At 64.9% G+C, this 22,650-nt stretch carries 27 protein-coding genes; 16 read left to right on the top strand and 11 right to left on the bottom strand.

What is annotated here, in order from left to right; genetic code table 11:
- The first annotated feature begins 14 nt into the window (after positions 1–14).
- Together dapD and ACK4SV_RS02880 are read left to right on the top strand one after the other, a co-directional pair.
- Complete coding sequence (dapD, locus tag ACK4SV_RS02885) at positions 15–842, top strand: 2,3,4,5-tetrahydropyridine-2,6-dicarboxylate N-succinyltransferase (protein ID WP_409916286.1); 828 nt, start codon at positions 15–17, stop codon at positions 840–842.
- A 118-nt stretch (positions 843–960) separates the two neighbouring features.
- The gene (locus ACK4SV_RS02880; protein WP_409916285.1) at positions 961–2,007 is read left to right on the top strand and encodes an HWE histidine kinase domain-containing protein; all 1,047 of its coding nucleotides are present in this window, start codon (positions 961–963) and stop codon (positions 2,005–2,007) included.
- 14 nt (positions 2,008–2,021) lie between these two features.
- Here ACK4SV_RS02880 and ACK4SV_RS02875 read toward each other — a convergent pair whose 3' ends face one another.
- On the bottom strand, positions 2,022–2,786 hold the full coding sequence (locus ACK4SV_RS02875; protein WP_409916284.1) for an alpha/beta hydrolase: 765 nt from the start codon (positions 2,784–2,786) through the stop codon (positions 2,022–2,024).
- 56 nt (positions 2,787–2,842) lie between these two features.
- On the opposite strand from ACK4SV_RS02875, the gene ACK4SV_RS02870 reads away from it, so the two are divergent.
- From ACK4SV_RS02870 to ACK4SV_RS02810, 13 genes are all read left to right on the top strand, one after another.
- Positions 2,843–4,009, top strand: a complete 1,167-nt coding sequence (locus tag ACK4SV_RS02870; RefSeq protein WP_409916283.1) for a glycosyltransferase family 4 protein — start codon at positions 2,843–2,845, stop codon at positions 4,007–4,009.
- An 8-nt stretch (positions 4,010–4,017) separates the two neighbouring features.
- On the top strand, positions 4,018–5,055 hold the full coding sequence (locus ACK4SV_RS02865; RefSeq protein WP_409916282.1) for a glycosyltransferase family 9 protein: 1,038 nt from the start codon (positions 4,018–4,020) through the stop codon (positions 5,053–5,055).
- Between the two features lie 229 nt (positions 5,056–5,284).
- Positions 5,285–5,827, top strand: a complete 543-nt coding sequence (infC, locus tag ACK4SV_RS02860) for a translation initiation factor IF-3 (RefSeq protein ID WP_409916326.1) — start codon at positions 5,285–5,287, stop codon at positions 5,825–5,827.
- 272 nt (positions 5,828–6,099) lie between these two features.
- On the top strand, positions 6,100–6,300 hold the full coding sequence (gene rpmI / locus ACK4SV_RS02855) for a 50S ribosomal protein L35 (protein ID WP_409916281.1): 201 nt from the start codon (positions 6,100–6,102) through the stop codon (positions 6,298–6,300).
- 58 nt (positions 6,301–6,358) lie between these two features.
- Positions 6,359–6,721 (top strand): 50S ribosomal protein L20, encoded by a 363-nt coding sequence (rplT, locus tag ACK4SV_RS02850; RefSeq protein ID WP_409916280.1) that lies wholly within the window; start codon positions 6,359–6,361, stop codon positions 6,719–6,721.
- A gap of 21 nt (positions 6,722–6,742) precedes the next feature.
- Positions 6,743–6,904 (top strand): hypothetical protein, encoded by a 162-nt coding sequence (locus tag ACK4SV_RS02845; RefSeq protein ID WP_409916279.1) that lies wholly within the window; start codon positions 6,743–6,745, stop codon positions 6,902–6,904.
- A gap of 132 nt (positions 6,905–7,036) precedes the next feature.
- Complete coding sequence (gene pheS / locus ACK4SV_RS02840) at positions 7,037–8,113, top strand: phenylalanine--tRNA ligase subunit alpha (protein WP_409916278.1); 1,077 nt, start codon at positions 7,037–7,039, stop codon at positions 8,111–8,113.
- A complete protein-coding gene (locus tag ACK4SV_RS02835) occupies positions 8,110–8,589 on the top strand; it encodes an ASCH domain-containing protein (RefSeq protein WP_409916277.1) in 480 nt (159 codons plus the stop codon). Before pheS ends, ACK4SV_RS02835 begins: the two co-directional genes overlap by 4 nt.
- Positions 8,586–10,979, top strand: a complete 2,394-nt coding sequence (pheT, locus tag ACK4SV_RS02830; protein ID WP_409916276.1) for a phenylalanine--tRNA ligase subunit beta — start codon at positions 8,586–8,588, stop codon at positions 10,977–10,979. Before ACK4SV_RS02835 ends, pheT begins: the two co-directional genes overlap by 4 nt.
- A 27-nt stretch (positions 10,980–11,006) precedes the next feature.
- Entirely contained in the window at positions 11,007–11,831 is an 825-nt protein-coding gene (locus tag ACK4SV_RS02825; RefSeq protein ID WP_409916275.1) for an ion transporter, read from the top strand.
- A complete protein-coding gene (gene dapB / locus ACK4SV_RS02820) occupies positions 11,828–12,646 on the top strand; it encodes a 4-hydroxy-tetrahydrodipicolinate reductase (protein ID WP_409916274.1) in 819 nt (272 codons plus the stop codon). The genes ACK4SV_RS02825 and dapB overlap by 4 nt, the downstream gene beginning before the upstream one ends.
- 97 nt (positions 12,647–12,743) lie before the next feature.
- Positions 12,744–13,148: a PTS sugar transporter subunit IIA gene (locus tag ACK4SV_RS02815; RefSeq protein WP_409916273.1), complete on the top strand. Its 405-nt coding sequence runs from the start codon at positions 12,744–12,746 to the stop codon at positions 13,146–13,148.
- On the top strand, positions 13,148–13,441 hold the full coding sequence (locus ACK4SV_RS02810) for an HPr family phosphocarrier protein (protein ID WP_409916272.1): 294 nt from the start codon (positions 13,148–13,150) through the stop codon (positions 13,439–13,441). The genes ACK4SV_RS02815 and ACK4SV_RS02810 overlap by 1 nt, the downstream gene beginning before the upstream one ends.
- Positions 13,442–13,455: 14 nt before the next feature.
- On the opposite strand, the gene ACK4SV_RS02805 is transcribed toward ACK4SV_RS02810, so the two are convergent.
- From ACK4SV_RS02805 to ACK4SV_RS02795, 3 genes are all read right to left on the bottom strand, one after another.
- A complete protein-coding gene (locus tag ACK4SV_RS02805) occupies positions 13,456–15,015 on the bottom strand; it encodes a 2-isopropylmalate synthase (protein ID WP_409916271.1) in 1,560 nt (519 codons plus the stop codon).
- Between the two features lie 151 nt (positions 15,016–15,166).
- Positions 15,167–15,916: a TVP38/TMEM64 family protein gene (locus ACK4SV_RS02800; protein WP_409916270.1), complete on the bottom strand. Its 750-nt coding sequence runs from the start codon at positions 15,914–15,916 to the stop codon at positions 15,167–15,169.
- A gap of 58 nt (positions 15,917–15,974) precedes the next feature.
- Complete coding sequence (locus tag ACK4SV_RS02795; protein ID WP_409916269.1) at positions 15,975–16,943, bottom strand: oxidoreductase; 969 nt, start codon at positions 16,941–16,943, stop codon at positions 15,975–15,977.
- A gap of 165 nt (positions 16,944–17,108) precedes the next feature.
- Here ACK4SV_RS02795 and ACK4SV_RS02790 point away from each other — a divergent pair, with 165 nt between their 5' ends.
- Positions 17,109–17,702, top strand: coding sequence for a tetratricopeptide repeat protein (locus tag ACK4SV_RS02790; protein ID WP_409916268.1), 594 nt, complete (start codon positions 17,109–17,111; stop codon positions 17,700–17,702).
- 9 nt (positions 17,703–17,711) lie between these two features.
- On the opposite strand, the gene ACK4SV_RS02785 is transcribed toward ACK4SV_RS02790, so the two are convergent.
- The 7 genes from ACK4SV_RS02785 to ACK4SV_RS02755 form a co-directional block, all read right to left on the bottom strand.
- Positions 17,712–18,188, bottom strand: a complete 477-nt coding sequence (locus ACK4SV_RS02785; protein ID WP_409916267.1) for a polymer-forming cytoskeletal protein — start codon at positions 18,186–18,188, stop codon at positions 17,712–17,714.
- A 302-nt stretch (positions 18,189–18,490) separates the two neighbouring features.
- Entirely contained in the window at positions 18,491–19,285 is a 795-nt protein-coding gene (locus tag ACK4SV_RS02780) for a DpnI domain-containing protein (protein WP_409916266.1), read from the bottom strand.
- 31 nt (positions 19,286–19,316) lie between these two features.
- Positions 19,317–19,535, bottom strand: a complete 219-nt coding sequence (locus ACK4SV_RS02775; RefSeq protein ID WP_409916265.1) for a hypothetical protein — start codon at positions 19,533–19,535, stop codon at positions 19,317–19,319.
- Between the two features lie 136 nt (positions 19,536–19,671).
- The gene (gene ilvC, locus ACK4SV_RS02770) at positions 19,672–20,691 is read right to left on the bottom strand and encodes a ketol-acid reductoisomerase (RefSeq protein ID WP_409916264.1); all 1,020 of its coding nucleotides are present in this window, start codon (positions 20,689–20,691) and stop codon (positions 19,672–19,674) included.
- Between the two features lie 60 nt (positions 20,692–20,751).
- Entirely contained in the window at positions 20,752–21,372 is a 621-nt protein-coding gene (locus tag ACK4SV_RS02765) for a hypothetical protein (protein ID WP_409916263.1), read from the bottom strand.
- Entirely contained in the window at positions 21,369–21,935 is a 567-nt protein-coding gene (gene ilvN / locus ACK4SV_RS02760; RefSeq protein ID WP_409916262.1) for an acetolactate synthase small subunit, read from the bottom strand. Before ilvN ends, ACK4SV_RS02765 begins: the two co-directional genes overlap by 4 nt.
- On the bottom strand, positions 21,932–22,630 hold the full coding sequence (locus ACK4SV_RS02755) for a hypothetical protein (protein ID WP_409916261.1): 699 nt from the start codon (positions 22,628–22,630) through the stop codon (positions 21,932–21,934). Before ACK4SV_RS02755 ends, ilvN begins: the two co-directional genes overlap by 4 nt.
- Between the last annotated feature and the right edge of the window lie 20 nt (positions 22,631–22,650).

Raw genomic sequence — 22,650 nt, 5'->3', positions numbered from 1 at the left:
GAAAGACGCCCCAAATGCCTGACGCCCTTGCCCGTGTGATCGATTCTGCCTGGGAGGCGCGCGACACGCTGTCGACCGCGACCACCGGCGAAGTGCGCGATGCGGTGGACGCTGCCATCAGCCTGCTCGATTCCGGCGAGGCGCGCGTTGCCGAAAAAGCCGCCGATGGCAGCTGGACCGTGCACCAATGGCTGAAGAAGGCCGTGCTCCTCTCCTTCCGCCTCAACGCCAACGGCCTGATCGGCGGCGTGCCCGGCGGCGGCAACTGGTGGGACAAGGTGCCCTCCAAGTTCGAAGGCTGGGGCGAGGCGGAGTACCGCGAAGCCGGCTTCCGCGCCGTGCCGCCCTCGGCTGTGCGCCGCGGCGCCTTCATCGCGAAGAATGCCGTGCTGATGCCGTCCTATGTGAATATCGGCGCCTATGTTGGCGAAGGCACGATGATCGACACCTGGGCCTCGGTCGGCTCCTGCGCGCAGGTTGGCGCGAACTGCCACATCTCCGCCGGCACCGGCATCGGCGGCGTGCTCGAGCCCCTGCAGGCGAACCCGACGATCATCGAGGACAACTGCTTCATCGGCGCCCGCTCGGAAGTCGTCGAAGGCGTCATCGTCGGTGAAGGCTCGGTGCTGGCGATGGGCGTGTTCATCACCCAGTCCACCAAGATCGTGAACCGCCAGACCGGCGAGATCATCTATGGCCGCGTGCCGCCCTATTCGGTCGTCGTGCCCGGCACGCTGCCCGATCCCAAGGGCGGGCCCTCGCTGGCCTGCGCGGTCATCGTCAAGACCGTAGACGCCGGCACCCGCGCCAAGACCGCCGTCAACGAACTGCTGCGCGACTGAGGCAGCAGTCCTTCCTGGCCCGCCCCTTCAACTGGCAGGCGTCTTCTGGGTGGGGTGGTTGCGTTTCTCCGCGCCTTATTCTACCGAAGGGGAGACGGGTAAAGGAAAAAGAAGTTGCATGCGGTCGTTCCTGCAGCGCCTACCGTCGTTTATCAGTATTGAAGGGTCGCTCCCGGCCCCGCTGATGGTGGCCACGTATATCGCGAGCCTTGCGCTCTTCATCGTGGCGGTCATTCTGCGGATGTGGCTTGAGCCCTTCCTGCCGCCGGGCTTCCCCTTTCTCACCTTTTTCCCGGCGGTCCTCATCAGCGGCTTTGTATTCGGGGTCCGGCAGGGCATCCTCGTTGCGGTCCTGTCCGGCATTGCCTCCTGGTACCTGTTCATCCTTCCGGCCGGGTTCGACTTCTCCGGAAGCACCCTTGTTGCCCTCGGGCTCTATGCCTTCGTGGTCTCGACCGAGCTCGCCCTCATCTGGCTGATGATGCGGGCCTACCGGTCCGAGGCTGCCGCGGTCAGCGAAGCCCGCCGCCTTGCCGAGCAGCAGGAGACGATGGCGCAGGAACTCGACCACCGGATGAAGAACATCTTCGCCACGATGAACGCCATCATTTCGCTCTCGCTCAAAGGCGCCAGCACGGCGGATGAACTCGCCGCGCGCCTGCGCGAACGGGTCAGCGCGCTCGGCCGGTCGAACCTCCTCCTGCGCGGCCTCCGCGACGGCGAGGAAGCCGCCCTTCATCGGGTGATCGAACATGCGCTTGAGCCCTTCTCGATCGTCGGCACGCCGCGCCTGACGCACATCGGGCCGCGCATCCCCATTGGCGGCCAGACGATGGTTGTCATGAGCCTGATCTTCCACGAACTCGGGACGAATGCGGTCAAGTATGGCGCGCTCAGCGTCCCGGCCGGCAAGGTCTCTGTCAACTGGCACCTGTCTGATGCGGATGCTGAGAACGACGCCGCGCTCCACCTTGAATGGCGCGAAGCCCTCGGACCCCCGCCAGACCCTGCCGCGCGGCCGGATGGCGGTTTCGGCTCCACCCTGATGAACCGGCTGATCTCGACCATCGGCGGCAGCACTTCCACCGAGCTGTGCCCGCACGGCGCGATCGTGCGGATATCCATGCCCGCCATCATGCTCAACCCGGCGATCCCGCAGGACTAACGCGCGCAGCCGGTTCACACCCGCCCGGCAACTTCTCCGCACACGGCCAGAAGCCGCGCGATATCCTCGTCCCGCGACAGACGGTGATCGCCGTCCTTGATCAGCGTCAGGACGAGATCATCCGATGTCAGCGAGGAGGCCAGCGCCAGTGCATGGCCCCAGGGCACATCCGCATCCTGCATCCCCTGCAGAATGCGCACCGGCCCGCCGAACGCGATCTCCCCGTCCAGGATCGACCATTGCCGCCCATCCTCTATCAGCGCCCGCGTGATCGGATAAGGCTCTCCGTAGGCGGACGGGCGCAGGGTGAAGCCTTCCTGCAGGATTTCCGCCTGCTGCTCCGGCGTGAATTCCGGCCACATCAGCTTCTCGGTAAAGTCCGGCGCCGGCGCAATCAGCACCAGCGCGCGCACGCGCTCCGGCCGCGCCAGCGCCGCCAGCAGCGCCATCCACCCGCCCATGCTGGAGCCGACCAGCACCAGCTTGCCCTCGCTCAGCCCGTCGATGGCGGCAATCGCGTCTTCCCGCCAGGCCGAAATCGTTCCGTCCTCGAACCGCCCGCCGGACGCGCCGTGCCCGGAATAATCGAACAGCAGCGCGCCATGCCCCGACGCCTCGGCCCAGTTGAACACAGCCTCGGCCTTCGACCCGCTCATGTCGGACTTGAACCCGCACAGCCAGACGAATGTTGCCTTGCCAGTGCCGGGGCCGGGCGCGGGCGCCGCACGGCGGAAGGCCAGCCGCCTGCCTTGAGGTGAGGTGTAATGATCCATTGTCATGGCGTGTGCCTTCCGTCATCTGTCTCGCCTGTCAAGCGAGTAGGGCGGGCCGCGTATTGGGCGAGTTACCGGATCTGAAGGGCAGGGCGATCCTGCAGGTGGCCCCGGAATTGTCTGCGGGCGGGGTGGAGCGCACCGTCCTGGAAGTCACCGAAGCCATCGTCGCTGCCGGCGGCCGGGCGCTGCTCGCCAGCCGGGGCGGCCGGCTGGAGGACGAGTTCGACCGCCTCGGCGGCGAGCTCTTCCGCATGGATGCAAAGAGCCGCAATCCCGTCACCCTGAAGCTCAATGAAGGCAGGCTGCGCGCGATCATCCGCGAGGAAAAGGTCGATCTCGTCCATGCCCGATCCCGCGCCCCGGCCTGGAGCGCGCTGGCCGCCGCCCGCGCCGAAGGCGTGCCTTTTGTCACCACCTATCACGGCGCCTATTCCGGCACGTCGGGCCTGAAGAAGGCCTACAACTCCGTCATGGCCAAAGGCGATCTCGTGATCGCCAATTCGCAATGGATCGCCGCCCATATCCGCCAGGTGCATGAGGTGGACCCCGCCCGCATCGTCACCATCCCGCGCGGGGTGGACCTTGCCGCCTTCGACCCCGCCGCCGTCAGCCCCGCCCGGATCGAGGCGGTCCGCGCAGGCTGGGGCCTTGCCGGCGACAAGCGGCTGACGCTGCTGCTGCCCGCCCGGCTGACCGAATGGAAAGGGCAGGGCCTCGCCATCGAGGCGCTCTCCCTGCTGGCGCAGGACGAGCTTGCCTGCCTGGTCCTCGTCCTCGCCGGCGATGCGCAGGGCCGCACGAAATATGCCGAAAGCCTGCAGGCCCGCATCGACGCGTCCGGCCTTGAACGCACCATCCTGATCGCCCCGCACATCTCCGACATGCCCGCCGCCTGCCGCGCGGCAGAGATCATCCTCGCCCCCTCCACCCGGCCCGAAGCCTTCGGCCGGGTCGCGGCAGAGGCGGCTGCCATGCAGCGCCCGGTGATCGTCTCCGAGCATGGCGGCGCGCGCGAAACCGTCATCGAGGGCGAGACCGGTTCCCGCGTCGCGCCGGGTGATGCAAGGGCCCTTGCCGGGGCCATCCGGGCGATGATTGCCCTCGGCCCGGAAGTGCGCGGCGCCCTCGGCCGGGCAGGGCGGGCGCATGTCGAACGGCATTTCTCCAAGAGGGGGCTTCAGGAAGCCACGCTCAGCGTCTATAAGCGCTTGTTGGAACAGGGGTAATTTCAGACTTGTCAGCAGGGCGCGCCAGGCTCGCCAGCCCGGTCAATCCGGGCCTCAAGGCAAAACAGGTGCTGGTCATCAAGCTCAGCGCGCTGGGCGATTTTGTCCTCGCGCTCGGCGCCATGCGCGCGGTGCGCGAGTTTCACCCCTCCGCCCGCATCACGCTGCTGACCACCCCGCCCTATGAGGAATTCGCCAAGCTCTGCCCCTATGTCGACGCCGTGGAAACCGATGGCCGGCCGGAAGGCATGAAGGCGACAGCGGCCCTGATCGGGCGCATCCGCAAGGCGAAGTACGACATCATCTACGATTTCCAGACCAGCGGGCGCACGAAGAACTATTTCACCATCCTTTCGCGCGGCGGGCGCGCGCCGCTCTGGTCGGGCGACCATCCCAAATGCGCCTTCTTCCATGACAATCCCGCCCGCGCCACGATGCACTCGATCGACCGGCTGGCCGAACAGCTGGAAGTCGCCGGCGTCGCCCCGCAGGGCCGCTGGCTCGGGCGCTCCGCCCCGGTGCCTGACCTTGGCTGGGTGCGCCCCCGCCTTGGCAACACGCCGCGCCTGAACCCCGCCTATTTCGGCCTGACGACGCCCTACATGCTGCTGATCCCCGGCGCTTCGGCCCACCGCGAGGCCAAGCGCTGGCCTGTGGAACATTATGCCGAACTCGCAAGGCGTATCGCCGACCAGGGCATCATGCCCGCCATCATCGGCGGCAAGCCCGAGGGCCAGATCGCGCAGGACATCGTCCGGCTGGAGCCGCGCGCGAAAAGCCTCGTCACCCGCACCGACCTTTTCCAGATCGTCACCCTCGCCGAAACCGCGCTCTTCGTCGTCGGCAATGACACCGGCCCGATGCACTTGGCGACCCTCGCCGGCGCCCCCGGCATCGCCCTCTTTGCCCTCACCGAGAGCAATCCCGACCACTCCGCCCCGCGCGGGCCCCAGACCGTCATCGTCAACTCCGCGCCGACCCTGCCGGAACTCTCCGTCGACGATGTCTGGCAATCCGTCCGCGCCCTCGGCGTGCTGCCGCGCTGATCTCCCCCCCCTGCGAAGCGGGGGCTTGCGAGGATCTGAAATCGCACTGCGATTTCCCGAGCAAGACCCCGAAGGGGCGGAGGGGGAAGCCCCAACCGCCCAGCCAGCCACTAGCGCCCCGCTTTCCCGCTTGACCCCGCAGCCGGTCCCGATTACCGCCCCGCGCTTGCCGTGTGCAGCGAATGCGGGCATATTCCCGCAACTTTTGAACCACTGAAGGAGACCCGCCATAGCTCGCAGACCCGAAGCCGATGCGCCGCCCAAGAAACAGGCTGGCCCACGCATCAACGAAGAGATCCGCGCCGCAAAGGTGCTGCTGATTGACGAGAATGGCGAGAAACAGGGTGTGATGCCCCTCGGCGCGGCGCTGGACGCGGCCAGGGAAGCCGGGCTCGATCTCGTCGAAGTCTCCGCCGGGCAGGAAACCCCGGTCGTCAAGATCCTCGATTATGGCAAGCTCCGCTTCGAGGAGCGCAAGAAGAAAGCCGCCGCCAAGAAAAAGCAGCGCTCTTCCGAACTCAAAGAAATCAAGATCCGCCCGAACATCGACACGCATGATTATGAGGTGAAGGCCCGCGCCATCGCCCGCTTCTTCGAGGAAGGCGACAAGGTGAAGGTCACCCTGCGCTTCCGGGGCCGCGAGATGGCCCACCAGCATCTGGGCCTCGAACTGCTCGAGAAGATGAAGAAGGATTTCGAGGAAACCGCCAAGGTCGAACTCGAACCCAAGCTCGAAGGCCGCCAGATGACTATGGTGCTGGCCCCGCGCTGAGCGTTGCTCCCGTGCCTCCTCCATGCATGAAGTATGGAGGAGCGCACGATGTCCCGGAACATCAGGCGCTGGCGCGCAGTGACGCCTGATCGGCGATGACGCGCGGCTCGTCTGACGGAGTTGAAATCCCGCGCACTCCGCCCCCTTGATTCCCCCCGCCTGATCCGTCATAAGCCGCCTCTTGCCGGACTCCGGGGCGACGGCATTGCCCCCTGTCCGCTATTCCCGGGCCGCCAGATCTGGTGTGAGCTCTACAGTTTGAGGAGAAAAACATGCCGAAGATGAAGACCAAGAAGGCCGCTGCAAAGCGCTTCAAGATCACCGCTACGGGCAAGCTGAAGCATGGTGTCGCCGGCAAGCGCCACCGCCTGATCAGCCACAATGCGAAATACATCCGCCAGAACCGCGGCACGAAAGTCGCTGCCAAGGCCGATGAAGCCCGCGTCAAGCGTTACCTGCCCTACGGCCTCTGAAGGCCGGGCTACGCTCCCCCAACCGTTGATTTTGAACCCTTTCTGACAGGAGGCCCCCATGCCCCGTTCACGCGCCAAAGTTCCCGCCCACGCCCGCCACAAGAAGATCATCAAGCAGGCCAAGGGCTTCCGTGGCCGCCGCAAGAATACCTTCACCAACGCCCATGCCGCCGTCTGGAAAGCCGGCGAGTATGCCTATGTCGGCCGCAAGGTGAAGAAACGCTCCTTCCGCTCGCTCTGGATCCAGCGCATCAACGCCGCTGTCCGCATCCATGACGACAATCTGAACTATTCCACCTTCATCAACGGCCTGACCAAGGCCGGCATCGAGGTGGACCGCAAGGTCATGGCCGACCTCGCCGTCAAAGAGCCCGAAGCCTTCGGCGCCCTCGTCGCCCAGGCCAAGGCCGCGCTCGCTTAATCCGAACCGGAGAGATCCCCCATGTCGAAATCCCCCAGCAGCGTGCTCGATGCCGGCAAGAAGCCGCGCGTGAAGCGCCGGAACGCCAAATGGACCGGCAATCTCGCCAAGCGCGCGAAGGTCCGCATCTTTGGCAACACCAAGCGCGCGCGCCTCGCCCGCAAGAAGGCTGCGCGCGCCTGATCCGGCGCCCCGGCCCCGCCTCGTTCCAAGAGACGCCCGTGGGTTCCGCCCGCGGGCGTTTTGCTGATTGCCTCGCCCGCACAAGCCCGACTAGAAAGCGCGCGAAGACCTGACCTGAAAGGGAATTTCCCGGTGTCCGAAGTCCAGAAGATCGAACAGGAAGCCCTCGCCGCCATTGCGGCCGCTGCTGACCTTGCCGCCCTTGATGCCGTTCGCGTCGCCGAGCTTGGCAAGAAGGGCCGCGTCTCCGGCCTGATGGGCGCCCTCGGCAAGATGGATCCGGAGGCCCGCAAGACCGAAGGCCCGAAACTCAACGCCCTGAAAACCCGCGTCGAAGACGCTGTGCGCGCCCGCAAGGAAGTGCTCGAGGCCGCAGAGCTCGAAGCCCGCCTCATCACTGAGCGCGTCGACCTCACCCTGCCGGCCGCGCCCAGCCCGGGGGAAGGGCGCCTCCACCCTGTCATGCAGGTGTTCGAGGAAATCGCCGCCATCTTCGGCGATATGGGCTTCACCGTCGCCGACGGGCCCGACATCGAGGATGACTGGCACAATTTCACCGCGCTGAACTTCCCCATCGGCCACCCCGCGCGCGAGACGCATGACACCTTCTTCATGCACGCGCTGGAAGGCGATACGCCCAAAGTGCTCCGTACCCATACGAGCCCGGTGCAGGTGCGCACGATGATGGAGGAAAAGCCGCCGATCCGCATTCTCGTGCCCGGCCGCGTCTACCGCAATGACTGGGACGCGACCCATACCCCGATGTTCCACCAGGTCGAAGGCCTCGTCATCGAGAAGGGCATCCATATGGGCCATCTCAAGGGCTGCCTGATCGACTTCGTGAAAGCCTTCTTCGAGGTGGACAATGTGGAATCCCGCTTCCGGCCGCATTTCTTTCCGTTCACGGAGCCTTCGGCCGAGATGGATGTGAAATATTCCCGCAAGGGCGACGCTATCGAGATCGGCGCTGGCGACCGCTGGATGGAAATTCTCGGCTGCGGCATGGTGCACCCCAATGTGCTGCGCAATTGCGGCATTGATCCGGCCGTCCATCAGGGCTTTGCCTTCGGTATGGGCGTGGACCGTCTCGCCATGCTGAAATACGGGATGCCCGACCTGCGCCCCTATTTCGAGGCCGATCCGCAATGGACCCGGCATTACGGCTTCTCGCCCTGGCTCACACCGTCCGTCAGCGGAGGTTTGTCGTGAATGCATCGATAGAGCCTGGCGCGCTAACACAGTTCCGCTTCGGTGACACCCCTGAAATGGCCGACCGGCTCGCAGCGCTGGTCGTGGCGGGGGCGAAAACCGCGACCTGTTCGGCAGCTATGCATGGCTTTGAGGCGGCGCTGGGAGAACGCCAGGTCGTTCTCGCCGGTGATGGCAGGCCGGTTGCTGTTATCGAGACGATGTCGCTCGATGTAATTGCGCTGAGCTCGGTGACGCCTGTGCAGGCGGCGCTCGAAGGTGAGGGTGACCTCAGCTATGCCTACTGGCGCGACGTACATCAGGATTATTTCCAGCGCGAAGGCACCTATGCGCCGGACATGGACGTCATCTTCGAGACGTTCAAACTGGTTGCTGTTCTGGATACAGACTTTGCCACGAAGGCAGACAACGCAGTCAAAGCCGAGCGCGCCGAAGCGCACGCTGCAGGTTACACGGCTCTTGGAGCGAATGCATGAAATTCACACTCTCCTGGCTGAACGACCATCTGGTCACCAAGGCCTCGCTGCCTGAGATTCTCGACCTGATGCTGAAAGCCGGCCTCGAGGTCGAGGAGGTCATCGATCCGCGCGAGAAGCTCGCTCCGTTCACGGTCTGCAGGGTGATCGAGGCCAAGCCTCATCCGGATGCGGACAAACTTCGCGTCTGCACGGTCGAGACGATTGACGGCGTCAAGCAGATCGTCTGCGGCGCGCCCAATGCCCGCACCGGCATGACCGCCATCTATGCCCCGCTCGGCACCTTCATTCCCGGGCTCGATTTCGCGCTCGACAAGAAGCCCCGCGCCATTCGCGGCGTCGAAAGCCATGGCATGATGTGCTCCTCGCGGGAACTCGAAACCGGCGACGATCATGACGGTATTCTCGATCTCGATGATAGCCTGAAAGTCGGGACACCGGCGGCTGAGGCCCTCGGCCAGACCGATCCCGTTATCGACTTTGAAGTCACCCCCAACCGGCCCGACTGGCTTGGCGTGCAGGGCATCGCGCGCGATCTCGCCGCCGCCGGCGCAGGCCGTTTCCTGCGCAGCGATCCGAAGAAAATTTCCGGCAGTTTCGATTGCCCGGTCGAGATAAAGCTCGAGGCGCCAGAGGCCTGCCCGCTGTTCGCCGGGGCCGTCATCACCGGTGTCACCAATGGTCCGTCCCCGGACTGGATGCAGGTCCGCCTGAAGGCCGCCGGGCTCCAGCCGCGCTCGCTGCTGGTCGATGTCACGAACTATATCTCGCTGGACCGTGCCCGCCCGCTGCACGTCTATGACGCAATGAAACTCTCCGGCGCGGTCACCGCCCGTCTCGGCCGCGCGGGCGAAAGTCTCGCCGCGCTCGATGGCAAGACCTATCAGCTTACGGAAGATATGTGCGTCATCGCCGATGACAGCGGCGCCATCGGTCTCGGCGGCGTCATGGGCGGGGAGTCCACCGCCGTGACGGCCGAAACCACCGACGTCTTCATCGAATCGGCCTGGTTCGATCCCCTGCGCACCGCGCGCACGGGCCGCGCCACCGGCATCCATTCCGATGCCCGCTACCGGTTCGAACGCGGCGTCGACCCGCAGAGCTGCCTCGATGGCCTCTACCTCGCCATCGGCCTCATTCTTGAGTATGGCGGCGGTTCTGTCTCGAAAGTGAATGTTGCGGGGGCCATCCCTCCCCGGACGAAGCGCGTCACTTTCTATCCCAGCGATGTCGCCCGCCTCACCGGCCTCACCGTCAAGCCGGCTGAGATGAAACGCATCCTGAAAGACCTCGAATTCGACATCGAGGATGCCGGCGAGGCCTGGTATCTGATGCCGCCTTCGCACCGGTTCGACATGGAACAGTCGGCAGACATCGTTGAGGAAATCGCCCGTCTCATCGGGTTCGACCAGCTGCCCGCCACCTCCCTGCCGCTGCCCGAGGGCGGCCGGCGCGAGATCACCACGCCCCGCCAGGCACGTGTTGCCACCAGCCGCCGCGCCATGGCTGCGCGCGGCTATCTCGAAGCCGTCACCTGGAGCTTCATGTCGCGTGACCATGCCGCCCTCTTCGGCAAGCTCGATCTCGCGCTCATGGTTGCCAACCCGGTGGCCAGCGAGCTCAACTATATGCGGCCCTCCGTGGTCGGAAATCTTGCCCAGGCCGCCCAGCGCGCCCGCAATCGCGGCGAGCGCACCCTGCGCCTGTTCGAGGCCGGCCCGATCTATCTCGGCGACGGCCCGAAAGATCAGCGTACGGTCATTGCCGCCCTCGTCCTGCCCGCGCCGGAGCGCCACTGGCAGGGCCGCGCCGCGCCGTTTGATGCCTACACCATCAAGGCTGACCTTTTCGCCGTGCTCGCCGCCCTCGGCCAGCCGGAAGACCGCTTCCAGATCGCCGCCCCGTCCCAGCCCCACTGGCATCCCGGCCAGGCCGCCAGCGTCAAACTTGGCCCGAAGATGACGGTTGCCCATTTCGGCGCGGTCCATCCCGGCGTGCTGAAGGCGCTGGATGTCGATGGCCCGGCCTATGCGTTCGAGATCAATCTCAACGCGCTGCCCGTCATGAAGGCCCGCGCCACCAAGACACGGCCCGTGCTGGAGCGCTCGGAGCTCACGCCCATCCGGCGCGACCTCGCTTTCATCGTCGATGCGGCAACCCCCGCCGGCGAGGTCGTCCGCCATGCCGGCGCAGCGGACAAGCAGCTGATCAGCTCAGTCACGGTCTTCGATGTCTATCAGGGCCCCGGCATGCCGGAGGGCAGGAAATCCATCGCCATCGAACTGACGCTCCAGCCGAAGGAAGCGATGAAGGACGACCAGATCCAGGCCATCATGGACAAGGCCGTCGCCTCGGTCGCCAAGGGCACAGGCGGCGTGCTAAGGGGATAACCGGCAAGCAGGGGAGGACGCGCAGGCATGGGCCTGAAACAGAGGATGTACGATGCGCTGGCGCCGGAGGCGCGCCAGTCGGGCCTGTCCCGGGTAAACCTGTTCATCCTCGGCCTTGTGCTGGTCAGCTTCCTCTTCCTCGCGCTCGAAACCGAGCCGGCCCTCTACACCCAGCCAAGCTGGCAGCTGGTCTTCGACATCTCCAACATCGCGGTGATCACGATCTTCGCGCTGGAGTATATTGCCCGTGTCTGGAGCGCCGGCGCCGATCCGCAATATGCGGGCCTTGCCGGGCGCTGGCGTTACATGACGCAGTTCTATTCGATCGCGGATCTTCTGGCCTTCCTCCCGGAACTTATCGTGATGATCACCGGCGCGAACGTCTCGCTGCTCGTGCTGCGCGTCCTGCGCCTTGCGCGCATCATCAAGATCGCACGCTTCATCCCCGCCTTCGATGCCCTCGGCGCAGCGATGCGGCGGGCAAGCTCGCTTCTTCTCACCTCGCTGGCTCTCGCCATCACGATCATTTATGTCTCCGCCGTCCTCCTCTATTTCGTCGAGGGTCTCGCCGGGAATGAGCAGGAAGCCTTCGCCTCCATCCCGCGCGCGATCTGGTGGGCCGTCGCCACGCTCACCACGGTCGGCTATGGCGACGTCTATCCGGTCACGCCCTTGGGGCGCTTCTGCGCTGGCATCATCGCGCTTGTCGGTGTCGGTGTGGTCGCGCTGCCCGCCGGTGTCTTCGCCAGCGCGTTTTCAGATGAGCTGCGCGAACGCGAACTCGCAAAGATCAAGCAGGAACTCGAAGCGTCCAGGGCGGCTGCCGCCGCCGGAAGGAATGATGCATCATGACTGAGCCAACTCTCGCCATCGCCGGTGTTGCCGGCCGCATGGGCCGCCAGCTCGCCGCCGCCGCGATTGACCGTGGGCTGACGATCGCGGGCGCCACAGAGATGCCGTCCGCAATTGGCTTTGCCGACGATATCGGCCTCCTCGCCGGCCGGCGCCCCATCGGCTGCGCCCCGGTCGAGCGCGTGGCCGCCGCCGCCGCCAGCGCGGCCGCCTGGATCGACTTCACCCGGCCGCCCGCCACCCTTGCCGCCCTCGATGCCCTGAAAGAAACACCTGTCCGCGCCGTCATCATCGGCACGACGGGCTTCTCGGCAGGGGAAGAGCGGGCGATTGCCGCCGCCGCTGGCGATTTCGCCATCGTCCGCTCGGGCAACTTCTCCATCGGTGTGAACCTTCTGGAGGCGCTCACCCGCATGGCCGCCGGGCGCCTCGGTGAAGGCTGGGACATCGAAATCCTCGAAACCCATCACCGGATGAAGGCCGACGCCCCCTCCGGCACCGCGCTGATGCTGGGCGAGGCCGCCGCTGCCGGCCGGGGCGCACCCCTCGCATCCCTCCGCGCAGCCCCTTATGATGGCCCCGATGCGCGCCGCGAGCCGGGCCGGATCGGCTTCGCCGTGCGCCGCGCCGGCGGGGTCATCGGCGAGCATGAAGTGGCCTTCGGCTCCGAAAAGGAGCTGATCCGGCTGTCACACACCGCGCTGGACCGCTCCGTCTTCGCAGACGGCGCAATCCACGCCGCCCTGTGGGCCGTGCGGCAGAAGCCGGGCCTTTACAGCATGAATGATGTGTTGGGTCTCAGCCACACCGGCTGACGAAACTGCAATGCGGGCCGCCGAATGCGCCTTGACGCGCCGCAGCATCGTGCCAACGTGATAGTGGTTTAACACTTGCACGTCACTCGCCACTGCCATGATCGGTATCGTCGTCGTCAGCCATGGAAGGCTTGGTCAGGAGCTGATTTCAGCTGCTGAGCATGTATTTGGCCGTCTCTGGCGCGTGCGCGCGGTGTCGATTGATGCCGAGGACGACCTCGACCTGAAACGCGAACAGATCCTCGCCGCGGTCAAGGCTTGCGATGCCGGGCGCGGCGTGGTCGTGCTGACGGACATGTTCGGCGGCACGCCCTCCAACCTCGCCCTCTCCGTCCGGGGCAGCGTGCCGATGGAAATTGTCTCCGGCGCCAACCTGCCCATGATGATCAAGCTCGCCGAAGTGCGCGAAGTTCTCAGCCTTGAGGAAGCCGCCCATGCCGCCGCCGAAGGCGGGCGCAAATATGTGACCATCGCGTCCGAACTCCTCGCCAAGCTGCCGTAATGAGCCTGACCTCTCCGGAAGCCTCCGCGGGCGTAACCATTGTCAATCGCAAAGGGCTCCACGCCCGCGCCTCGGCCAAGGTCGCCAAGCTCGCCGGCACGTTCGATGCCCGCATCATCATCCGCCATGAGGGCGAGGCGGCCGATGCCCGCTCGATCATGGACCTCCTGATGCTGGTCGCCCACACAGGCTGCGAGATCGAGATCAAGGCCTCCGGCCCGCAGGCGCAGGAAGCGGTCGATGCCATCGCCGCCCTGGTCAGCGATGGCTTCGGCGAGGACAATGTGGGCTGAGATAGAAGCGGCCCTCAGGCCGCTTTCCGCTTCGCCTTGCGCACTTCAAACTTGTTCAGCGCGTGCAGGTAGGCCTTTGCGCTCGCCACCAGCGTATCGGGATCGGACGAGCGCCCCGTCGCCATGATGCCGTCGCCATTGAGACGCACCGACACGGTCGCCTGCGCATCCGTGCCGCCGGTTACCGCGTGTACCTGGTAGAGCTCCAGCACGGCCTGATGCGGCACCAGCTGGCGGATCGCGTTGAACACCGCGTCCACCGGCCCATTTCCGCGCGCCAGCGAGAACTGTTCCACGCCGTCGATGATCAGGTCGATTTCCGCCGTCTGCGGACCTTCCGTACCCGCCACAACGCGCAGCCGCTTGAACCCGATCCGCTCGCCTATCCCGGCCAGCTGCTCGTCCACCAGCGCGATGATGTCATCATCGAACACATGCTTCTTGCGGTCGGCAAGGTCCTTGAACCGCTTGAACGCATCATTCAGCGCGTCGGGCTCCAGCGTGTAGCCCATCGATTCCAGCTTGTCGCGGAACGCATTGCGCCCCGAAAGCTTGCCCATCACCAGCGAGGTCTTGGACACCCCGACATCCTCGGGCTTCATGATCTCATAGGTCTCGGAATTCTTCAGCATCCCGTCCTGGTGGATGCCGCTCTCATGGGCGAAGGCATTCTTGCCGACGATGGCCTTGTTGTACTGCACCGGGAAACCCGTGATCCGGCTCACCATGCCGGAGGCGCGGGCGAGATAAGTCGTATCCACACCCGTCTCATAGGGCAGGGTATCGCCGCGCACTTTCATGGCCATGACGATCTCTTCCAGCGCGGCATTGCCCGCCCGCTCGCCAAGGCCGTTGATCGCGCATTCCACCTGCCGCGCGCCGTTCGCCACAGCCGCGAGTGAATTCGCCACCGCCAGGCCAAGGTCGTTATGGCAATGGGCCGACCAGATCACCTTGTCCGAGTTCGGAATGTTTTCGATCAGCCTGCGGATCAGGTCGCCATACTCATGCGGGTGCGAATAGCCGACCGTATCCGGCACATTGATCGTGCGCGCGCCCGACGCAATGGCAATGTCGATACACTTGCACAGGAAATCGAACTCGGTCCGCGTCGCGTCCTCCGCGCTCCATTCGACATCATCGGTCAGCCCGCGCGCCTGCGTGACGGAGCGGCCAACCGCTTCCAGCACCGCATTCGGCCCCATCTTCAGCTTGTGCTTCATGTGCACGGGGCTTGTCGAAATGAAGGTATGGATGCGCGGGCGCGCGGCCTTCTTCACCGCCTCGCCGCAGCGGGCAATATCCGCCGGGGTGGAGCGCGCGAGCCCGCAGATGATGGCGGACTTGGAGCGCGCGGCAATCTCGCTCACCGCCGCGAAATCTCCGTCAGAGGCTGCCGGGAACCCGGCCTCGATGATGTCGACGCCCATCTCCTCCATCAGGCCCGCCAGTTCGAGCTTCTCGTTATGCGTCATGGAGGCGCCGGGCGATTGCTCGCCATCGCGCAGGGTGGTGTCAAAGATGAAAACGCGCGGCTTGGCGGCGGCGGTCGCGGAAGGTGTCTCGGGGGTCATGGGGCGTGGCTCAGCGAAGGAAAAGGGAAGGAACGCGGTGTCTCTCTTGTCCCCTGGCCGCGCGGGCGCCGGTCAGAACCGGGCGTCCGTCCCCGGCCAGGGGCCGGTAAGCAGCAGCAGGCTGAGGGGCAGGTTCTTGCGCATGGGCAGTTTATTCGCCGGGTTGCGCGGGGCTGTCAACCGGGGCGGCTGGCTCTGCCGGTAAAATTTGCCCCGCTTTTGCGGCCCGCCGCCGGAAATAGAGAAAAGCGGCCACATAAACCGCCACAGCCCCCGCTGCCGCCGCCAGCGCCAGCAGCAGATTGCCCTGCAGCGCCGCGAAGATGCTCTTGCCGGCAAATGCCACCAGCGCGATCTTCGGGATGATTCCAAGGCCCATCCCGATCCAGTAATCGCGGAATTTCGCCTCGCTCACCCCGAACGCCATGTTGACGATCAGGAACGGCCCGGCCGGCACATTGCGCACGATGGCGCTCGCCGCCAGCGCATTCCGGCCCACAACGCGCGAGAGCTGCTGCACCCGCTTGCCCGCATAGCGCCGGAAGGCTTCCTCGCCCGCGATCCGCCCGATCCAGAAGGTCACCGCGCCCGAAATCATGTTCGCAACCCAGGCATAGGCCCCCCCATACCATGGCCCAAACACGGCAACCGCCGCTGCGATCAGCGCAAATTGCGGCACGCCGATAAAGGCCGACACGCAGAACACCGCGATCACCGCCACCAGGCCCCAGGGGCTCGCGCTCACAGCTTCCAGCCAGCCCGTCGCCTCGGCGGCGTCCGGCAGGTAACCCGCCCGGCCCGCCGCAAACAGGGCGAGCACGATGGCCAGGAGGCCCAGCCCGAACAGGATCGTCCGGCGCGGCGCGGGCTTCTGCATCGAAGGGGTTTCGGTCTGGCTCATTGGCCTCGTCTGGTGCGCCGGAAGGGCGCGCTCGTCAATCTTGGCGCCGCAGGCCGCCTCAGGCAGATTGCAGCAGGCCCTCGCTCAGCGCCCACAGCCGCGTCGCCCCCGCATCATCGCTGATCCAGGCGCGCGCATGTTCCCAGCGCTTGCTGTCTGCGGTCGCGGCTCGCGCAATGTCGCAATTCTCGCAATACACCCCGCCCTTGCCGGCGAGCTTCGGCGAAGTCGCCGCCCAAACAGTCGTGGAGGCGCCTTGTTCCGGCGTCTTGAACAACGCCTTCACGGCGTCCGGCACCGTCCCGTCCGCATTCTTCCAGCCGAGCACCACCATTTCCTCGTCCTTCAGATGGCGCTGAAGGTTGGTGAATATCCCGCCGGGATGCACCGAAAAGCCCCGGATTCCATTGCCCCGCTCGCGCAAATCCACCCCCAGCGCAAACAGCGCATTGGAGGATTTGGATTGTCCGTAGGCCTCCCATTTCTCATAGGGGCGCGTCTCATAGTTCGGATCGTCCCACTGCACGCCGGAGATAATGTGCCCGGTCGAAGACAGCGCCACCACCCGCGCCCCGCCCGCCGCGCGCAGCGATGGCAGCACGCCCTCATACAGCGCCATATGCCCCAGATGGTTGGTTCCGAACTGGCTCTCCCAGCCCGGCCCCACCCGCGCCAGCGGGCAGGCCATGATGCCGGCATTGTTGATCAGGAGGTGCAGCTTCGGCCGCGCCGCCACATAGTCCGCCGCAAACTTGCGCACGCTTCCCGCATCCGACAGGTCCATCGCCGCGACGCTTACGCCCGCAATGCCCGCCAGCGCGCCCTGCGCCACATCCACCCGCCGCGCCGGCACGGTCACTTCCGCCCCGGCAGAGGCCAGCGCGCGCACCGTCTCCAGCCCGATGCCGGAATAGCCCCCGGTCACGATCGCCGCCTTGCCGCTGAGATCAATCCCGGCCACCACCTCCGCCGCTGTGCTCTTGGCATGAAATCCGGACCCTACCGGCACCTGGTCTGCTGCGGCCATAACCTGTCTCCCCTGTCATCTTGTGGTTATAAGGGCCGATGCTACTGCGCGCGCACCGCTGCCGCCACTGCAATCTCTGCTACTGCGATCTGTGGAAGCCTGCCCCAGCCTCGCCTAAATCTGCCCCTAAGCTGACATTCAATCCAATCGAGAGGAGACCCGCAGATGAAAATGTCGGTCACATTCGCCGCTATCCTGATCGGCGCGCTGCTGGCGCTGCCATCGTTTGCGCAGGGCAATGTCCAGCGCACCCAGGCAGAGATTGCGCTGCAGCGCGCCGAAGCCGATTTCGAGCGCCAGAAAGCCCAGCGTGACGAGGCCCAGACCAAATGCGCCGCGCGTGACTGGGCGGCCTGCTACACCCTCGCAGAATTCCAGCGCCGGGGGCAGGGCGGGGAGCAGGATCTCGCCGCCGCCGCCGCCAACTACCGCAGATCCTGCGACGCGCGCGACGGGCGCGGCTGTTCGGGCCTTGCCTATCTCACGGTCCATGGACGGGGCGTCACCGCCAATCCGGCCGAGGCCCGCCGCCTTTACCGGAAATCCTGCGATCTCGGCGAAGTCAGCGGCTGCGCGGCCTGGGGCAACATGGCCTATACCGGCGCGGGCGGCGCGAAGGACACTGCCGGCGGCACGGCGGCGCTGACCGATGCGTGTGATCGCGGATTCGAATGGGCCTGCGAGCAGATGCGCTCACTCGGCACCTATAATCCGCGTGACCGCCCGTTCGAGCGGCTGCGCGACCTGCGCACCTTCTGATCCGGTATTTCAGCCGCCAGACGGCGGCGCATCGCCCGCAGCTGACGCCGGGGCTGTCGCGGTAGAGGCCGCTGCCGCCGGCAGCTTTTGTCGCCGCGCTTCCAGGTCGGCCATCGCCTCGGCCCGGCGCATATGCGCTTCAGACCGCTCCGGCGCGATCATCACATCCCCGTCGATCCGCGTGCCCCGGGCAACCGAGATCGACGGGGCATAGATCACGCCGTCAATCTCCCCGCCGGTGTGCACTTCGATTCCCCGGCTCGCCGCGATATCGCCCTTCAGCTTGCCGCGCACGATCAGCATCCCGGTGCGCACCCGCCCGTCGATCCGCGCGCCGGCTTCAACCGTGAGGGTGCCATCACAGGTAATGCTGCCCCGGATTTCGCCCGAAAGGAAAACCGCCCCGGTGAACTGAAGGTCGCCTTCCAGCTGGCAATCCTTCGCGATCCGGCTCGCGGCGGCGGTTTCTGTCTGCGGTGCACCCATGCACGGTCCCCGGGCTTCAGCCACGCTCCTGCCAACCGGGCCTTCTGCCCGCCGGCACAGCATAATCTCACGCTAGCACAGAATCCACCGGCCCTGCGCCCTCGAACTTGATGAGTTTCATCATCCCCCCGCCCCATGCACATCACGGGCCAGTGGGAGGCCTCCGCCAGCAAGCTGTAGGCGGGTTGAGCGGAGCGATACCCGCCATCCGCCCTCTCCCCGAAGCTGCGGGTATCGGCTTCGCCTCAACCCGCCCTACGGCGCGCAGCGATCTGAAGGGGCTATCCGACGGCTATTGCTGGTTACCCAGCAACTGGTCCCCGAACTCGTCGATAGCGTCCTTGGCCAAGAAATTGAATGAAACCCAAATCTCTCAGAACTTGAAGTTGTTGTCTGATCTTGGGGCGAACATTGTTGTTGCCCGGAAACAGTTCACGAAGCTCTGCTTCTGCTGCGTATACAGCAGCAAGTTCAAAAGTATCGTCTTTGATGCGTTCCACCACTCTGAAAACCTGAAGAAGCCAACCTCGGGAGGACGACACCGTGCTTCTCAAAGATAAGGTCTCATTCCAAGAGGAACGAACAACTTGCGGATCAAGAATGATCCCCCCTTCAACATAGAAAATTTTTCCGAGAGACGGCACTCTATCGAGACGAATGTTGCAGCCTATCCATCCAGCGCGCCTTGCGGTGGGAGACAAAGGTGGCCGTTGTTCAATTATTTCTGGAACAAAGAACTGTTTTGGTACCAGCATGACGTTGTGGATCGCTGGTTTCTCCAGACTGTACTGCAGCAGAACAAGGTTAGGGTTTGATAAGGAATTGAGCCTCTCAATCATTGTTGAATATGCACCATCGACGACGCGCGATCCGAACTTGGTCTTTTGACCTTTGATCTCAAATTCTTCGTCACAGTTTGGACAGAAGAAGTCTGCAACAGGACGATTGTTGGGAAAGCGACTCAGTCGCTCTGATACACAATTTGGGCAGAACATTTGTCGCTCAACCCAGTCTTCAGTCAAAGCACGCGCGTTTTGGGAACCGCTTTGAAAGACAGCGGCTTCTTCACGCAACTCAAGACGACGGCGCTCGGTCATGCGAACCTGTGGACGCCAAAGTCGTTAAGTTTCAGAAATCGCCCACCCGACTTTTTCCGATCGGCGAGCCATCTTCGGCAAGGGTGACAAACCCCCTGGCGTCGAACGTTGTTATTCCGATGTCCGCCCAGGGAATCTTGTCATCATTTGCGCGAGCAATGGCAGCAGCTTCAATTTCTGTGCCTGCTTCTATCTCAGCCTCATAGAGAGCGAATGCATCAACCGCTCGGACGACCTTGAACTTTGGCATGGAACGCCCCTCCAAAGTTCAAAGCTAACATATGCAATCCGGCAATCAAAAGAAGAAATTTACCGGCTTGAAGAGCGCCGATTAGGCAAAGCACGGCACCCCGCTTATCTTGGGAAAGCGGGGTGCCGCGCCAGCCCTAATTCCGGCTCTTGTCCACCAGGCGGTCGTTCTGGGCCCAGTGCATCATGCCGCGGAGTTTTTCGCCGACTTCCTCGATCGGGTGGCTGGCCATGCGCTGGCGCATGGCGTGGAAGCCCGGCGCGCCGGCCTGGTTTTCCAGCACCCAGTTGCGCGCGAACGTGCCGTTCTGGATGTCCTCCAGCACCTTCTTCATCTCCGCCTTTGTCGCGCTGTTCACGACGCGCGGGCCGGTGACATATTCTCCGTACTCGGCGGTGTTGGAGATTGAGTAGTTCATGTTGGCGATGCCGCCTTCATAGATCAGGTCGACGATCAGCTTGGTCTCGTGCAGGCATTCGAAATACGCCATCTCCGGCGCATAGCCCGCTTCCACCAGCGTCTCATAGCCCGCCTTGATCAGCTCCACGATGCCGCCGCAGAGCACGGCCTGCTCACCGAACAGGTCCGTTTCGGTCTCCTCGCGGAACGAGGTCTCGATCACGCCCGCGCGGGTGTTGCCGATAGCCTTGGAATAGGAGAGGGCCACCGCCTGCGCCGTGCCGGTCGCGTCCTGGTGGATGGCGATCAGGCCCGGCAGGCCAAAGCCCATCTGGTATTGCGCGCGCAGCGTATGGCCGGGGCCCTTGGGCGCCGAGAGCGACACGTCAATGTCCGCCTTCGGACGGATCAGGTTGTAATGGATGTTGAAGCCATGGCCGAACATCAGGTGCTGTCCGGCGCGCAGGTGCGGCTCGATCTCGTTGGCAAACAGCACGGCCTGCTTCTCGTCGGGCACCAGGATCATCAGCACATCAGCCCATTTGGCCGCTTCGGCAGGCGTGATCACTTCCAGCCCCGCCGCCTCGGCCTTCCTGCGCGAGGCCGAGCCTTCCTGCAGCGCCACCTTGATCTGCTTCACGCCGGAATCCTTGAGGTTCAACGCATGGGCATGGCCCTGGCTGCCATAGCCGACGACGGCCACTTTCTTCGACTGGATCAGCGAGAGGTCTGCATCGCCTTCATAATAGATTTTCATTGCTTCCATGAGCTCCGGTGGAGGGGTTGTCGGGAAAGGGGTAGGTTCAGGGTCCGTCGGTCAGCTTCCGTCGCAGCTCCATGCGCTGCTGACATTGGCGACACCGATAACGAGTTGGTTGAGGCGGCTGACCGGATCATCGCTTCCGGCATGACGCGAGAAATACTGCCCGCTGCCGGCCGGGCCGATCCGGGTCACGATGTCATGGCTGTCGAGCACCAGACGCAGGGTGCGCGAGCCATCCGGATTATGCGTCACTTCCTCACGCGCGCCATAGGCGGCGGGCGTATCGGATTCGATCTGGCGGGTCAGGCTGTCCAGCGATTGCGAAACATCTGCCGGCAGCATCGTGTCCAGCCGGCATGACGGCGCGCGCCGCGCGGCCTCGCTCACCGGCACGGAGCGCGCTTCCAGGAAGCTCCAGCCATTCTGCCCATAGACAGTGTAGACATAGGCCGACCCGCTCGGCGCCATCGTATCCACGATGCTCAGCTTGGCCGGGCGCAGGGGCCCCTGCAGGATTTCAGTCCGCTGCATGATCCTGGCAGCGCGGTCGAGGTCGCAGCTCAGCCGCGCGCCCTCGTAGCTGCCGGAGGGCGGCACCGCGCAGCTCTCCGGCTCGGCCAGCGCCAGCGGCGCGCCGATCAGGACCAGGCTTGCGAGAAGGAACCCGCGTGTCACCCTTTTTCCTTCCCTCTCTTGATCGAGAGGACCCCGGTGCGGCTGACTTCGACCAGGCCCAGCGGGCGCATCAGGTCAATGAACTGGGTCAGCTTGTCGGAGGCTCCCGTCAGTTCGAAAATGAAGCTCTCATTCGTCGTATCTATCACACGTGCGCGGAAGATTTCAGCGATCCGCAGCGCTTCCACGCGCTTTTCGCCTGTCCCTGCCACCTTCACGAGCGCCAGTTCGCGTTCGATGCCTCGTTTCGACTTCGTAATGTCTATCACTTCCGCCACGGGCACAAGTCTCAGCAGCTGTGCCTCGATCTGTTCCAGGATGTGCGGCGTGCCCTGCGTGACGATGGTGATGCGCGAGCGGTGCTGGCTTTCGTCGATTTCGGCGACTGTCAGCGAGTCGATATTGTAGCCGCGCGCGGAAAACAGGCTGACGACCCGCGCCAGCACGCCGGGCTCATTGTCGACGATCACGGCCAGCGTGCGCCGCTCCGTCGCTGCATCGTCATGCGCCAGGAAATAGGCGGATTTCGGCCCCTGCGGGCCAGAAGGGCTGCCATCGCTCATACGGTCTGCTCCGGTGAAGTCTGGGATAGGGCCGGCCGGTCGAGCGCCACATCCGGGCGCCGGGCCTGCAACTGGCCGCGCAGCGCCTTGGCGCGCCCCAGCGCCTCCTTGCGCATATGCAGCGCGCGCTGGTCATAGCGCCCGACAATCTGGTCCAGCCGGCGCGGATCGAGATGCGCCTGAAGCTCCGACACCAGCAGCCGCCGGCACTCGTCAATGAATGCGCCGCTTTCCTCGCCCGTGGGGCCGCCCTCGCGGGCAAGGCAGGTCAGCTCATGATAGGGAAACATCAGCGCATCGAGGATCGGCGGGCGAGTGCCCTGATAGGCGCTTTCCTTGTCGGCGGCCGATTGGTCCGCCGCAATGTTGGGAAAGAACATCCGTCCCCGGTCGACCAGTGTGGATAGGTTGATCAGCAGGCCCGCCCGCGCCGCCTCGAACGCCATGTCATTGGTGTGCATGTGCTTCGTCCGGGCAAAGGCCGCGGCGCGCGCCAGCGCATCAATCGCCCCGGCGCCCCAGTCGAGGCTTGCCACATCAATGCCCTGCCGCAGCCGCTCGGTCTGCAGCCGGCGCTGCTTCGCCGTCTCGCCGCGCGCGACGAAGGCGCTGATCAGCGCGACGATCGCCGAGAGAATCGCGATCACGACCTCGGGATATGTCCTCAGAAGATCCAGCGCCGCCTGCATGTCCATATCCGTCCCCGTCGGCCCGC

It is taken from the genome of Hyphomonas sp. (assembly GCF_046313735.1).
Lineage (GTDB): Bacteria > Pseudomonadota > Alphaproteobacteria > Caulobacterales > Hyphomonadaceae > Hyphomonas.
The sequence above is the reverse complement of the archived record's forward strand: the minus strand, read 5'-3'. Positions and strand labels throughout refer to the sequence as shown.